A 14,240-nucleotide genomic window follows, 5' to 3' on the forward strand; every position below is an offset into this window, starting at 1 on the left:
CGATGGCCGAACTGTACCTGATCCGCCACGGACAAGCCTCGTTCGGGGCAGCCAATTACGACTGCCTGAGTGACAAGGGGCGGGCACAGTCGGCCGCCGTGGGCGACTGGCTGCGCAGCACCGGCTGGACGCCCGACCGGTTGGTCACGGGCACGCTGGAACGCCAGCGCGATACGTTGTCTGCGATGGGCTATGACGGTGATACCGAAGTTCACGCCGGTTTCGATGAATACGATTTTCACGACCTTCTGCGCGCTCGCTACAAGGGCGTGGTGCCCGAAATGGTCAGCAGTGATCGCAAGACCCATTTTCGCACCCTGCGTGACACAGTTCTGGAATGGCAGGCGGGCACGCTGACCGGCTGCGCCGAAACCTATGCGGAATTCTCCGAACGGACGGCGGCCGCGATGGCCCATGCCACCCGTGACGGCGCGCGGCGTGTGCTGGTGGTGTCGTCCGGCGGGGTGATCGGACAGCTGGTGTCGCGTGCGCTGGAAGCGCCTGCGCGGATGATGATGGAGCTGAACCTTCAGATCAAAAACACCGCAGTGACCAAGTTTGTCTTTTCAGGCACGCGTCATTTCGTGCATCAATTCAACGCCACACCGCATTTCGACACCGACCACGATTTGCTGACCTATAGCTGAGGGCAAACAGATGAGCCAAGACACACAGACGCTGGACCTGAAAGCGGTGGAATCCTATCTGGAGGCCCATCTGCCGGGGTTCAAAGGTCCCATCGAGGCCGACAAGTTCCAGCGGGGGCAGTCGAACCCGACCTTTTTGCTGAAAACGCCCACGCGCAACTATGTGCTGCGCCGCAAGCCGCCGGGGCAATTGCTGAAATCGGCCCACGCGGTCGACCGCGAGTTTCGCGTGCAATCCGCGCTGGCGGACACCGACGTGCCCGTGGCGAAAATGCACCTGCTGTGCGAGGACCCCGAGGTGATCGGGTCCGATTTCTACATCATGGACCATATCGACGGGCGCAATTTCAACATGCCTTCGCTGGACGAGCTTGAAAAAGCCGACCGGACTGCCGTGCTGGATGACATGAACCGCGTGCTGGCTGCGCTGCATGATGTGGACATCGATGCGGTGGGCCTTTCGGATTTCGGACCGCCCGGCAACTATTACGAACGTCAGATCGGCCGCTGGTCGAAACAGTACCGCGCCTCGGAAACCGTGGACGTGCCTGCCATGAACAAGCTGATGCAGGCGCTGTCGCAGCAAATCCCCGCAGAGGACGGCCAGCGCACGCTGGTGCATGGCGATTATCGCATCGACAACATGATGTTCGAGAAGGACGGCACCAAATGCCTGGCGATCCTGGACTGGGAGCTGAGCACGATCGGCCATCCCTATGCCGACCTTGCCGCTGTCATCATGCAGTGGCAAATGCCTGCGACGCCCGAAGGGCGTGGGCTGGCCGGGATTGACCGCACCGAACGCGGCCTGCCTACGGATGCCGAATTCGTTGCACGCTATTGCGAACGTCGTGGGATTGGTCCCATCGACAACTTTGGCTTTTACGTCGCTTTCTGCTTTTTCCGCATGACCGCAATTATTCAGGGCGTGCTGAAACGGGCGCTGGATGGCAATGCGTCGAACCCGGAACGGGCGTTGCAGATGGGGCAATATGTACCGCTGTTCGCTGAACACGGGCTGCAGGCGCTGGAGTCGAGAGGATGATTGATCCCGATCTCGCGGGCGAGGCCCTGGATGACAAGGACCGCAACTTTATCACCGCGCTGGCCCGCGGGCTGGACATCCTGCGCTGTTTCAAACCCGGCGAGAGCACACTGACCAATCAGGACTTTGCCGCGCGCACGGGCCTGCCCAAGCCCACGGTGTCGCGGTTGACCCATACGCTGTGCGTGCTGGAATACCTGGTCGCCGATCCGCGGTCGGGAACCTACCAGTTGGGGGCAGGGGTGCTGCGGTTGGGGTTTTCGGTGTTGTCGTCGATGGAAATTGTCGACCGCGCCCGCGACACGATGCGCGCACTGTCAAACGGACCCAACAGCTATATCACCGTCGCATTGGCTGAAACCTATCAGACCGACGCGGTCTATGTGGCGGTTGAAAAGTCGATGGAGAATGTGTCGCTGACCATGCACGTGGGTGCGCGGTTGCCGATCTTTCATTCGGCCATTGGCCGCGCGATGCTGGTGGGCATGGACGAGGAAGACCGCGCCGTGATGTTCGAGCGGACCAAGGCCAAGGACCCCGAAGGCCACGCGGGCCGCAAGGCGGCCTATGCGCAGGCACGCTCTGAATACGAGAACCTCGGATATTGCTGTAGCTACGGTGACTGGCGCCCCGATGTGAACGGTATCGCAGCCCCGGTATTCGCGCTCAGCGGGCGCGGTGTCTATGGTCTGAACGTGGGCGGTCCGTCGTTTCATGTGAAGAAAAAACACCTGGAACGCGCTTATGGCAGAATGCTGGTTGATGCAGCGGCAAAGCTGAGCACGGGCGGTTGATCCCCCAGATGGTCGTGGGGTCAAAGAATCATGATTTTGTGAAATTCGATTTTGCAGGGCGGAAACAGCGCCCCCAAAGCGACGCAGCGTCAAATTGTTGGGATCGCCGTTTTCACCGCAAAAAAACTGCAAAATAACCCTGCTTCTGAGGGCGTGAAATCCGCACCGTTTGCCGCATTTTGAGGCAAGGTTTCAAGGCCCAATACCGCGCTTTCCGACAAGTATAATTTAGAATTATCATTTAATAACAGGCAGGTATGATTATTCAACCTGCGCACGAACAGGCGCGCCAAATCGGTCGGCCTCCTGCAGGGTTAGGTGCCGAAATTTTGACCTCTCCAAAGCCTCGGAATTCGGTCCGGAACTTGTCTGCGCGACGCTGTCGAAAGCTTGACTTATCCCGCCAGTATGCAAGGCTTTTGGTACACCGACGCATAGCAAATACACGCAAGTGTAAGTCGGGGTATGTTCTAGGGAGGAACCTAATGCGTAAATCTATCAAGCTCGGCCTCAGCGCCGCGCTGGCGCTTTCCGTCAGCACAGCCGCTGTTTTCGCCGAAAATGTGAAAATTGCTTTCATTGATCCGCTGAGTGGCGGTTTTGCCGCGACCGGCATCAACGGCTTGCACCAATTTGAATTCGCGGCCGAAACGCTGGTGAATGCCAAGGGTGGCGTTCTGGATGGCGACATGTTCGAAATCCTGCCGTTCGACAACAAGATCAGCCCCAAGGAATCCCTGATCCAGCTGCAGGTCGCGATCGACCAGGGCGCGCGTTACATCGTTCAGGGCAACAGCTCGGGCGTGGCAAACGCATTGACCGAGGCCATCGACAAGCACAACCGCCGCAACCCCGACAGCCAGGTCCTGTTCCTGAACTACTCGGCTGTGGACCCTGCGCTGACCAACGAAAAGTGTAACTTCTGGCACTTCCGTTTCGATCCGCACTCGGACATGAAAATGGCCGCGCTGACTGACATGATCGCCGAAAACCAGGACATCAAAAAAGTCTATATCATCGGCCAGGACTATTCCTTTGGCAAAGCCGTGGCTGATGCTGCCGTTTCGATGCTGGCGGAAAAACGTCCCGACATCGAAGTCGTCGGCAACGAACTGCACCCCATCGGCAAGGTGAAGGACTTTACACCCTATGCCCGCAAGGTTGTGTCCTCGGGCGCGGATGCGGTGATCACCGGCAACTGGGGCGCTGACATGCTGGGCCTGGGCAAGTCTATCCTGGAGAACGGATTTGAGGGTCCGATCTTTACCTACTATGCCGCCGCTGACGGCATCACCGCCGCCTTTGGTGAAAGCGGTGTGGATTCGCTGTACCTCGTGGCCGAGGGCGACGACAACCCTGCGCCCAAACCCGAGACCCAGGAATACATCCAGGCGTTCAAGGCCAAGTATCCCGATGGCAACATGTCCCAGAGCCGGATCACCAACGTGATCCAGATGCTGGCGCAGGCCATCAACGAAGCCGGTACAGCGACAGATGTCGTAAAAGTGGCCAGCGCGCTGGAAGGTATGCACTTTACCGACAGCCTGTGGAGCTCCAAGGATATGTACATGCGCCCCGAGGATCACCAGCTGATCCAGGACATCCACATCTTCGGTCATCAACCGGTGGAAGCGCCCTATGACATGGACAACTCCGGCTATGGCCTGAAAGTCCAGTACACGGTTGAGAACGCATCTGCGGATATCGCAACCACCTGCGAGATGAAACGTCCCTAAGGCACGTCTTGTCGGCCCGTTCCCCAGACGATCCGGGGGGCGGGCCATTTCACTCGAATACCGCCACATCCTACTTCGGAGGGACCCCGGATGGACCTCGTACTCGTCAACCTGATCGACGGGCTGGTGACCGGACTGCTGTTGTTTATGCTGTCTGCCGGTTTGACGCTGATTTTCTCTATGATGGGCGTGCTGAACTTTGCCCATGCCAGCTTTTACATGTTGGGTGCCTATTTCGCCTACCAGATCAGCATCGCGCTGGGATTCTGGATGGGTCTGCTGATTGCGCCCCTGATCGTCGGTGTCATTGGCGCCGGGGTCGAACGCTATGGCCTGCGCCGCGTTCATCAATACGGCCACGTGCCTGAGCTGATCTTTACATTCGGTCTGGCGCTGTTGATCGAGGAGCTGGTGCAATTCATCTGGGGCCGAAACCAGATGCCATATCAGATCCCCGATGTGCTGAACTTTACCGCCTTTGCGATCTCGGGGAATTCGATCCCCGCGTACAAGGTGTTCATGATCTTCATCTCGGTCGCCATCTTCATCGGCCTTTTGTACGTCCTGACCAAGACGCGCGTCGGCATGATCATCCAGGCGGCGCTCAGCTATCCGCGTACGGTCGAGGCATTGGGCCACAACGTGCCGCTGATCTTCATGGGTGTGTTCGGTGTGGGCACGGCGCTGGCCGGTGTGGCCGGTGTCATTGCAGGCCCCGTTCTGGGCACGTTCCCCGGCATGGCCTTTGTGCTTGGCTCCATCGTGTTCGTGACCATCGTGATCGGCGGCCTGGGATCGTTGTGGGGCGCGCTGGTGGCCTCTTTGCTGATCGGCTGGATCACCACCTTTGCCAAGTCCTACAACATCCGCATGGAAGACATCCTGAACGGTATCGGCATTTCGACGCCCGAGAACCTGAGCGACAGCATGTTCCGCGACATCTGGGCCGTGACCAGCCCGCAGATCGCCGACATCCTTCCGTATATCCTGATGGTGCTGATCCTTATTTTCCGCCCCTACGGCCTGTTTGGGAACCGTGACGCATGAGCAATCCAATGAAAGAAAACCAGATCACCACCGATCCAAGCAAACCCGCCCAGCGGATGCGCGCCGGATCGTTGAGGATAGCCGCCTTGCCATGGGTCATTGCGGGGCTTGCCTTGCTGGTCATGCCCTTTGTGTTCAACGACAACTCGGCCATCACCATCATGAACCAGATGGCGATCACGATCATCTTTGCGCTGGCCTATAACATGCTGCTGGGGCAGGGCGGGATGCTCAGCTTTGGCCATGCGGTCTATGCGGGTGTCGGCGGCTTTGCCTGTATGCACGTCATGGCCAGCACTGACTTTTTCGAGATGCTGCCGTTGCCGGTGCTGCCGATCTTTGGCGGGCTGTTCGGCATGGGGCTGGCGATGATCGTCGGCAGCTTTTCGACGCGCAGTGCGGGCACGGTCTTTGCGATGATCTCACTGGGTGTGGGCGAGCTGATTGCGGCCTGTTCGGTCATCATCGTCGCCTTCTTTGGCGGTGAAGAGGGGATCTCGGGCGACCGGACCTATGGCATGCCCTTTTTCGGCATCGAATTCCTGCACCAGATCGAGGTCTATTACCTGATCGCCTTCTGGCTGATGGTGTCGGCGTTGTTGATGTACCTGTTTTCACGCACCCCCATCGGGCGCATGGCGAACGCGGTCCGCGACAACCCTGAACGGGCTGAATTCCTGGGCTATTCGTCCCGTTGGGTGCGCTATTACAGCTTTATCTTCTCGGGGTTCTTTGCCGGCATCGCGGGTGGCCTGTTTGCCATCAACTACGAGATCGTGACCGAAGAGAACCTGAACACGGCCTCGTCCGGTGTGATCCTGCTGGTGACCTTCCTGGGCGGCGTTGGCTTCTTCTTCGGGCCGATCATCGGCGCGATTGCCTTTACGCTGCTGCAAACGGTGTTGTCGCTGCAAACGGACCTCTGGGCCTTTTATGCAGGTGTCCTGTTCCTTGCCACCGTGATGTTCTTCCCCGGTGGGTTGGCAGGGCTGCTGATGATGCACGTGCCCGCGATAAAGATGGGCAGGGCGTCAAAGCTGGTGGTGCCCTACATAACCACCCTGATACCGGCGCTGATCGGCATCCTGGGTCTGTCCGCATTGGTCGAGATGACATTCCACGTACGCCACTCTTCGGTGGGGGACGAGGAAATGACCGTCTTCTGGACCACCTTTGATAGCCACGACATCCTGCCGTGGGCGGTGGCAATCGGTGTGACCGTGGTCGCCTTTGCCGTCATGCGCATGATGCTGCCCACATTGCGCGCCGCATGGGCCGACGCCAACGCAACCAAGGCCAATACATCCAATGGAGGTGCCGCATGACCACCGCTGCACTTGAGCTGAGAAACCTGCAAAAGAGTTTCGGCAAGACCGAGATCATTCGCGGGGTCAACCTGGCGGTCGGCAAAAGCGAACGCCATGCCATCATCGGGCCGAACGGAGCGGGCAAGTCGACCCTGTTCAACCTGATCACCGGACGGTTTCCGCAGACCGCGGGCGAGGTTCTGCTGCATGGGCAGAATCTGGCGGGCAAGGCACCGTTCGAGATCAACCGCATGGGGCTGAGCCGCAGTTTTCAGATCACCAACATCTTTCCGAAAATGTCGGTGTTCGAAAACGTCCGCTGTTCCCTGCTGTGGTCGATGGGCTACAAGTACAACTTCTGGTCCATGGTCGGGCGCAGTCGGGCGCTGACCGAAGGGGCTGAGCAGATCCTGGAACAGATCAACCTGACCAACCGGCGTGATCTGCCCGCGGGCACATTGTCCTATGCGGAACAGCGCGCGCTGGAGATCGGCATCACCATCGCCGGTGGCGCCGATGTGATCATGCTGGACGAACCCACCGCCGGCATGAGCCATTCGGAAACCGACTATATCGTCGAACTGATCCGCACCGTGACCGAAGGCAAGACCCTGATCATGGTTGAACATGACATGGGCGTTGTCTTTGGTCTGGCCGACCGCATTTCGGTGCTGGTCTACGGCGAGCTGATCGCCACCGGCCGCCCCGAAGACGTGCGCGGCGATCCCAAGGTTCAAGAAGCCTATCTTGGCGCTGCACTGGAGGCAGAACACTGATGCTCGAAGTCACCGATCTGCACGCCTATTATGGCAAGTCACACATCCTGCAAGGGGTGAACCTGAACATTCAGGAGGGCGAAATCGTCGCCCTTCTGGGCCGCAACGGGGTGGGGCGGTCTACCACCTGCAAGGCGATCATGGGCGAAGTTGTCCCGCATGGGTCCGTCAAGTTTCGCGGTCAGGAAATCGCCGGCAAGAAGGCGTTCGAAGTGGCCAACCTTGGCATCGGCTATGTGCCCGAAAACCGCGATATCTTTCCCGGCCTGACCACGCGGCAGAACCTGATCCTGGGCCTGAAACCTGGCCAGAAGGATGGCGCCGGCCGCTGGGCAATGAACGATATGTTCGAGATGTTCTCGAACCTGCGCGAACGTGCGGATGTCGAGGCCTCGGTCATGTCGGGCGGTGAACAGCAGATGTTGACCATGTGCCGCACGCTGATGGGCGATCCCGACCTTGTGATGATCGACGAACCGACCGAAGGGCTTAGCCCGCAGATGGTGCAAAAGGTCGCCACGGTTTTGCAGGAGATCGCAAAACGGGGCGTGTCGACATTGCTGGTCGAACAAAAGCTGTCGATTGCCTTGGACATCGCCCACCGCGTCTATGTGATGGGTCACGGTCAGGTGGTGTTCGAAGGAACGCCACAAGAGCTGAAAGCGCGCGACGACGTGCGCAAGGAATGGCTGGAGGTCTGATCCTCAGGCGGTGCCGGGGGCCAGCTCCCCGGCGCCGCCGCGCCACCCCCCCGAAGATCATGCTTCAACGCAACGTCATACCCTGCATTTGGACTTTGACAGTGCTGTAATAGCCGTCACATTGGCACCGGATGGGAGGGCTGAAATGATGGCGGATCACACTTGGATTACACGATCAGATCGCGGTGACGGTATCGTCGAACTGGTACTGAACCACGCGCCGGTCAACGCGTTGGAACCCGCGACGCTGATGGGGTTCCATAATGTTATGAATGACTTGTCTGCCGATGATGATGTGCGCGTGATCATATTGTCCTCGGGGTGCAAGGTGTTTTCCGCGGGGCTGAACCTGAAACAGGCGCAGCACTTTGACCTGAACGAGCAGCGCGCGATTGTGGACGCGTTGAACCTTGGCTTCATGGCGCTGTTCGAATGTCCCAAACCGGTGATCTGCGCGATCAACGGACCCGCGATTGCGGGCGGTTTGTTCTTCGTGCTCGCCTCGGACCACCGCATTTCCGTGCCGCATGCAAAATTCGGCCTGGCAGAGGTGCGGGTGGGCTTGGATTTCCCGGCGGGGCCGCTCGGGATCGCACAGGCGGTGCTGGATGCGAACATGACGCGCCGCCTGATGATGCGCGGGCAACCCATTGATGCGAAAGAGGCGTTGGCCGTAGGCCTGATCGACGAGATTGTCGAAGCAGACACCTTGGCGCAGGCGGCTTTGGACGCAGCGCGCGAGTTTTCCCAAATCCCGCCCGCGGCCTATGCTGCCGTCAAACGACAACTTCGGTCGGATGCCACAGTCCGGACCAAAGCGGCCATTGCCGCCGAAACCGCTGCGAACCAACCGTGGTTCACAGATGAAACTGCTGCCGCCATGGCACGGATGATAGGATAATACGCATGTCACCACTGGACCAAGCCCGTTTGAACCGCATCAAACCCTGGATGCAAACCTATGTAGATGAAAGGAAATACCCGGGCTGCACCGTATTGTTGAAGCAGGGTGGCAAAGAGGTATTCTATCACGAAACCGGTCTGCGCGATGTGGCAAGCGGCGCGCCGTTTGCCCGCGATACCGTGGCGCGCATCTATTCGATGACCAAACCTGTCACGTCGCTGGCGCTGATGATGCTGGTGGAAGAGGGGCTGATCCATCTGGACGCGCCGCTGTCGGCGGTTCTGCCCGAGTTTGCCGAGATGTACGCGCTGGTCGACGGGGCCACCTCGATTGATCAGGTCGAGCGGTGCACCGTGCCGACGCTGCATCAGGCCGTGACCCATACGGCTGGGTTCAGCTATCCATTCAACCCCGGGGTGCTGCCCAAGGCGATGGAAGAGGCAAAGCTGATGTTTGCCGCCTCTGAGGCCGGTCTGGCCGAAGTCACGCAGAACCTGGCAAAGCTGCCCTTGGCATTTCAACCCGGCGCGCGCTGGGAGTATTCCGTGGGCATCGACGTGATCGGCCGGGTGGTCGAGGTGGTGTCGGGGCAGACGCTGGATGCGTTCTTCAAGTCACGGATTTTCGATCCGCTCGGCATGACCGAAACCGGCTTTGCCGTGCCTGATGGGGCATTGGACCGGTTTGCTTCGCTCTATACGCCGCTGGCTGCGGGGGCGATGTCGCTGGACAACGCCGGCGACAAAAGCGCCGATACGCTGCGCTGTGTCGATATCGCCGAAAAATCGCCCTTCCGCGCGCCGAAAACCCTGTCGGGCGGCGGCGGGCTGGTCGGCACCATCGACGACTATATGCTGTTCTGCGAGGCCTTGCGCACCGGTGGTCAGGGGCTGGTGTCCGGTTCGACCCTGCGGTTCATGATGTCCAACCATCTGCCCGGTGACATTGCCAGCATGGGTCCGTCCAGCTTTGCGGAACAGCCGATGACCGGCATGGGGTTTGGCATTGGCGGGGCGACTGTGTTGAACCCCGCGCGCACCCGTACGCCATCGTCTGTCGGAGACTTCAGCTGGGGCGGCATGGCGTCGACTTTTTTCTGGATCGACCCGATGCACGACATCTCTGCGGTGTTCTTCACCCAACTCACCCCCTCCAGCAGCTACCCCGCACGTGCGGCCCTCAAGGCGCTGGTGCACGGGGCTTTGTCATGACCGATCGCCGTATTCTCTGGACACCCACACCTGAACGCATCGCCGATACGTCGATCGCACGGTTTGAACGCTGGCTCGAGACCGAACGCGGGCTGACGTTCGCCGATTATAACGAAATGTGGGACTGGTCGGTGACCGATCTGGAAGGGTTCTGGTCGGCAATCTGGCAGTTTTTCGACATGCCTGCATCGGTGCCGCCCACGACATTCCTGGCCAAGAACCAGATGCCCGGTGCCGAATGGGGGCCGGGGGCCAGGCTGAACTATGTCGATCACCTGCTGCGCCATGCGGATACGCGGCCGGGCGATGTGGCGCTGGTGGTGCAGTCGGAAACCTTTGACCGGATCAGCCTGACGTGGTCAGAGCTGCGCGCACAGGTCGCGTCGGTGGCGTCCCATCTGGCGGATATGGGCGTGGGGCAGGGCGACCGCGTGGTCGCGATCCTGCCCAATACGCAGACGGCTGTGATTGCCTTTCTGGCGACGGCCTCGTTGGGGGCAATCTGGTCGCTGTGCGCGCCCGATATGGGGCATGTGGCGATCCTCGACCGGTTCACCCAGATCGAACCCAAGGTGCTGATTGCGCAGGACGGCTACACCCACGCGGGCAAGCCGGTGGACCGTAGTGCGGTGATCCAGCAGATCAGCGAGGGGCTGCCATCGGTCACAGGGCGCATCATGGTGCCTGTGGCCCATACGCTGCCCGATGGTTGGGTCGATTTTGCCACGCTCACGGATCGCGCGGCGACGCTGCAAAGCCGTCAGGTGCCGTTCGAGCATCCGCTGTGGATCGTCTATTCCTCGGGCACCACCGGCAACCCCAAGCCCATCGTTCACGGGCATGGCGGCATCGTGCTGGAAGCGGCCAAACAGTCGCTGCATCAGGATCTGGGGCCAAAGGATCGCTATGCCTGGCTGACCTCCTCGGGCTGGATCATGTGGAATTCGCAATTCACGGCGCTGGGACAGGGTGCCACGCTGGCGATGTACGACGGTGCGCCGCATTTCCCCGATATGGGCGTGGTCTGGCGGTTCGTCGCGGACGAGGGGCTGACCTATTTCGGCGCAGGGGCTGCGTTCTTTGCCGGTTGCCTCAAGGCCGGAATCACGCCGCGCACCGATGTTGACCTGTCTGCACTGCGCGCACTGGGATCAACAGGATCGCCGCTGTCCGAAGATGCTTACAACTGGATCTACAGCGACGTGAAGCAAGACCTCTGGCTGGCCCCGATTTCGGGCGGCACCGATCTGGCAGGGGCCTTTGTGCTGGGCCATCCCGGCATGCCGGTGCGCGCGGGCGAGATGCAATGCCGCGCGCTTGGCAATGCGGTGCGTGCCTTTGACGAAGAGGGCACCGAGCTGATCAGCGCCGTGGGCGAGCTGGTCTGCACCCAGCCATTGCCGTCGATGCCGTTGTATTTCTGGGGGGATGACGATGGCAGCCGTCTGCATGACGCGTATTTTGACACTTATCCCGGCATCTGGCGGCATGGTGACTGGATCGAGATCAATGCGCGCGGCGGTTCGGTGATCTATGGCCGGTCGGACGCCACGATCAACCGCAAGGGGCTGCGGATGGGGTCGGCCGAGATCTATCAGGCGGTTGAAGGGCTGCCCGAGGTCATGGACAGTCTCGTTGTTGATCTTGAGTTCCTTGGCCGCGAAAGTTTCATGCCGCTGTTCGTGGTGCCCGCCAAGGGGCAGATTCTGGATGATGCGTTGAAGGACAAGATCAACAACGCCATCCGCACAGGCGTATCAGCGCGGTTCGTGCCCAACGAAATCGTCGAAGTGGCCGACATTCCGCGCACTTTGTCCGGTAAGAAGCTTGAAGTTCCGGTGAAAAAGCTGCTTTTGGGCGGTGATCCGGCCCGTGTTGTCAACCGCGACTCCATGGCCAATCCCGACAGCTTCGACTTTTTCATCGACTACGCAAAGGCCCGCGCCACATGACAGACGCCCAGGAAACCCTGCTGAACCTGCTGGAAATCGAACAGCTCGAGGTCGATTTGTTTCGCGGGACCGGGCAGGGCGGCGAAACCTCGACGCGGATTTTCGGCGGTCAGGTGGTGGCACAAGCGTTGTCGGCGGCCTATGGCACCGTGCCCGACCGGCTGTGCCATTCGCTGCACGCCTATTTCATCCGTCCCGGTGATCCCGAGATTCCGGTGATCTACCAGGTGGACCGCGCCCGCGACGGCGGCAGCTTTACCACGCGCCGCGTGGTGGCGATCCAGCACGGCAAGCAGATCCTGAACATGTCGGCCAGCTTTCACGTGGAAGAGCCGGGCCGCCATCACCAGCATCCGATGCCGCAGGTATCCGGCCCCGAAAACTGGCCTGACCGGAACGTGCTGCGGGCCGAGGAACTGGACCGCGTGCCCGAGCACCGCCGCGCCGATTTCATGCGGCCGCGTCCCATCGAACTGCATGATGTCGAACCGCGGGACCTGTTCGAACCCGAGATTGTTTCGGACGAAAACCATTCGTGGTTCCGCATGTCCGCGGCCAAGGGGTCCAGTCCGCAAATGCAGCATTGTATGCTGGCTTATGCCTCTGACATGAACCTGTTGGGGTCGTCGCTGCGTCCGCACGGGCTGACGTGGATGAGCGGCAAGGTGATGACGGCCAGCCTGGACCACGCCATGTGGTTCCATGCCCCGGTGCATTTTGAAAACTGGCATCTGTACACGATGGACAGCCCCTGGACCGGGGGCGCACGCGGCTTTAACCGGGGCAGCATCTATGATCAGAACGGAACCCTTGTGGCCTCGACCGCCCAAGAGGGGCTGATCCGCGAAATCACACCGCGCAAGTCCTGAGCAAGGGCCGCGGACGCGCCGCGACCCTCTGCGCCCTCATCCAAAGACGAAAAAGCACAGCTTGTTGTTGTCCGCATCCCGCACGTAAGCGCCGTAAAAGCGGTCCGGGATGCGCTGACCGGGCGCGCCGTCATCCGTGGCGCCCAGTTCAATCGCGCGCGCATAGATGGCGTCGACCTCTTCCTTGCTGTCGGCCACAAAGGCCACCATCGTGCCGTTGCCCGAGGTGGGGGGCTGTTTGTCATAGGGTTCGCAAACCGCCAGCATGGGCTGTCCGCGTCCGGTGCTGATAAAGGCGATGCGGCCCATATCGGTGACGATTTTCGCGCCCTTGGATGCAAAAAGTTCTGCGTAGAATGTCTTGGCGGCGTCCATATCCGACACGCCCAGCGTGGTGTAACCGATCATAACTCTGTCCTTTCACGAAAAACGCGGACGATTGTGGCATCGCCCGCGCGGTTGAGGTGGCGTGTTCAGGCGTCGTTGAACTGACCGAACCTGCGGTTCAGCTTGCGCATTCCGCCGATCCAGCGGTCGTAGTTTTCGGTTTTGTTGCGCATATAGCCCATGACTTCGGGATGCGGCAGAACCAGAAACGTCTCGTTGCGGATCGTCTCGATGCAGGCCTGTGCAACCACATCCGGCTCCATCATGCCGTCGATGGCGGCGACGTGGTCTTCGTGACCGCGTGTCATTTCGGTGCGCACCGCCTGCGGGCACAGGACCGAAACCTTGATCCCCTGATCGCCGTAGGTCATCGCCAGCCATTCGGCCAGACCGACAGCCGCGTGTTTGGTCACACCATAAGGGGCGCTGCCCACCTGGTTCAACAGACCCGCCGCCGACGAGGTGTTCAGCAGATAGCCACCACCGCGTGCCGTCATCAACGGCACCAGCTTGCGCGCGGCCCAGACATGGGACATCACGTTGATGTCCCAGATCCGCTGCCAGCCGTCGTTGTCCACCTCGACACCGCCCGCAATGGATATACCGGCGTTCGAACAGAACAGATCAATCGGGCCGACTTCGTCCTCGACACGGTCGATCATCGCGACGATCTGCTTTTCGCTGGACACGTCAACTTCGATGGCCAGACCGTCGATGCTGTTGGCGGTCTCGTTGGCCCCTTTGAAATCGCGGTCAACGCAGATGACAATGGCACCCTCGGCGCTATAGGCCACACACATGGCGCGCCCTATGCCGCTGGCGGCACCGGTGACGACGACGATTTTATCTTTCAGTTCCATCGCC

The 14,240-nt window shown here is 60.2% G+C and carries 15 protein-coding genes; 12 read left to right on the forward strand and 3 right to left on the reverse strand.

The annotated features are described in order from the left end of the window. Positions 1 to 2 precede the first annotated feature (2 nt). Genes BUC08_RS03640 through BUC08_RS03650 form a run of 3 tightly spaced genes read left to right on the forward strand, consistent with a single transcriptional unit; the run spans position 3 to position 2,486 of the window. Complete coding sequence (locus BUC08_RS03640; protein WP_037920501.1) at positions 3 to 647, forward strand: histidine phosphatase family protein; 645 nt, start codon at positions 3 to 5, stop codon at positions 645 to 647. A gap of 10 nt (positions 648 to 657) precedes the next feature. Beyond that, positions 658 to 1,692: a phosphotransferase family protein gene (locus BUC08_RS03645; RefSeq protein ID WP_037920499.1), complete on the forward strand. Its 1,035-nt coding sequence runs from the start codon at positions 658 to 660 to the stop codon at positions 1,690 to 1,692. Then, positions 1,689 to 2,486, forward strand: a complete 798-nt coding sequence (locus BUC08_RS03650) for an IclR family transcriptional regulator (RefSeq protein ID WP_037920498.1) — start codon at positions 1,689 to 1,691, stop codon at positions 2,484 to 2,486. Before BUC08_RS03645 ends, BUC08_RS03650 begins: the two co-directional genes overlap by 4 nt. 89 nt (positions 2,487 to 2,575) lie before the next feature. Here the strand turns inward: BUC08_RS03650 and BUC08_RS24265 are convergent, their stop codons facing one another. Beyond that, entirely contained in the window at positions 2,576 to 2,779 is a 204-nt protein-coding gene (locus BUC08_RS24265) for a hypothetical protein (protein WP_143186664.1), read from the reverse strand. A 192-nt stretch (positions 2,780 to 2,971) separates the two neighbouring features. Here BUC08_RS24265 and BUC08_RS03655 point away from each other — a divergent pair, with 192 nt between their 5' ends. The 9 genes from BUC08_RS03655 to BUC08_RS03695 all read left to right on the forward strand — a co-directional run bounded on the left by BUC08_RS03655 (position 2,972) and on the right by BUC08_RS03695 (position 12,989). Then, positions 2,972 to 4,222 (forward strand): branched-chain amino acid ABC transporter substrate-binding protein, encoded by a 1,251-nt coding sequence (locus BUC08_RS03655; protein WP_037920496.1) that lies wholly within the window; start codon positions 2,972 to 2,974, stop codon positions 4,220 to 4,222. 90 nt (positions 4,223 to 4,312) lie between these two features. Then, the gene (locus BUC08_RS03660; RefSeq protein WP_037920494.1) at positions 4,313 to 5,269 is read left to right on the forward strand and encodes a branched-chain amino acid ABC transporter permease; all 957 of its coding nucleotides are present in this window, start codon (positions 4,313 to 4,315) and stop codon (positions 5,267 to 5,269) included. An 8-nt stretch (positions 5,270 to 5,277) separates the two neighbouring features. Continuing rightward, complete coding sequence (locus tag BUC08_RS03665) at positions 5,278 to 6,594, forward strand: branched-chain amino acid ABC transporter permease (protein WP_224769747.1); 1,317 nt, start codon at positions 5,278 to 5,280, stop codon at positions 6,592 to 6,594. Further along, positions 6,591 to 7,352, forward strand: a complete 762-nt coding sequence (locus BUC08_RS03670) for an ABC transporter ATP-binding protein (RefSeq protein WP_037920493.1) — start codon at positions 6,591 to 6,593, stop codon at positions 7,350 to 7,352. The genes BUC08_RS03665 and BUC08_RS03670 overlap by 4 nt, the downstream gene beginning before the upstream one ends. Further along, entirely contained in the window at positions 7,349 to 8,053 is a 705-nt protein-coding gene (locus tag BUC08_RS03675) for an ABC transporter ATP-binding protein (protein ID WP_081855285.1), read from the forward strand. Before BUC08_RS03670 ends, BUC08_RS03675 begins: the two co-directional genes overlap by 4 nt. 148 nt (positions 8,054 to 8,201) lie before the next feature. After that, positions 8,202 to 8,954 carry an enoyl-CoA hydratase/isomerase family protein gene (locus tag BUC08_RS03680; protein WP_037921985.1) on the forward strand — a complete coding sequence of 251 codons (753 nt, stop codon included), beginning with the start codon at positions 8,202 to 8,204 and terminating at the stop codon, positions 8,952 to 8,954. Between the two features lie 5 nt (positions 8,955 to 8,959). Continuing rightward, positions 8,960 to 10,168 (forward strand): serine hydrolase domain-containing protein, encoded by a 1,209-nt coding sequence (locus BUC08_RS03685; protein WP_037920488.1) that lies wholly within the window; start codon positions 8,960 to 8,962, stop codon positions 10,166 to 10,168. Next, entirely contained in the window at positions 10,165 to 12,120 is a 1,956-nt protein-coding gene (locus tag BUC08_RS03690; protein WP_037920486.1) for an acetoacetate--CoA ligase, read from the forward strand. The genes BUC08_RS03685 and BUC08_RS03690 overlap by 4 nt, the downstream gene beginning before the upstream one ends. Continuing rightward, a complete protein-coding gene (locus BUC08_RS03695; protein ID WP_037920483.1) occupies positions 12,117 to 12,989 on the forward strand; it encodes an acyl-CoA thioesterase in 873 nt (290 codons plus the stop codon). Before BUC08_RS03690 ends, BUC08_RS03695 begins: the two co-directional genes overlap by 4 nt. 36 nt (positions 12,990 to 13,025) lie before the next feature. Here BUC08_RS03695 and BUC08_RS03700 read toward each other — a convergent pair whose 3' ends face one another. Both BUC08_RS03700 and BUC08_RS03705 read right to left on the reverse strand, forming a co-directional pair. Next, complete coding sequence (locus BUC08_RS03700) at positions 13,026 to 13,397, reverse strand: VOC family protein (RefSeq protein WP_037920480.1); 372 nt, start codon at positions 13,395 to 13,397, stop codon at positions 13,026 to 13,028. Between the two features lie 65 nt (positions 13,398 to 13,462). Beyond that, positions 13,463 to 14,236, reverse strand: coding sequence for an SDR family oxidoreductase (locus tag BUC08_RS03705; RefSeq protein WP_037920478.1), 774 nt, complete (start codon positions 14,234 to 14,236; stop codon positions 13,463 to 13,465). Positions 14,237 to 14,240 lie beyond the last annotated feature (4 nt).

Source organism: Pseudosulfitobacter pseudonitzschiae (genome assembly GCF_900129395.1).
Taxonomy (GTDB): Bacteria; Pseudomonadota; Alphaproteobacteria; order Rhodobacterales; family Rhodobacteraceae; genus Pseudosulfitobacter; species Pseudosulfitobacter pseudonitzschiae.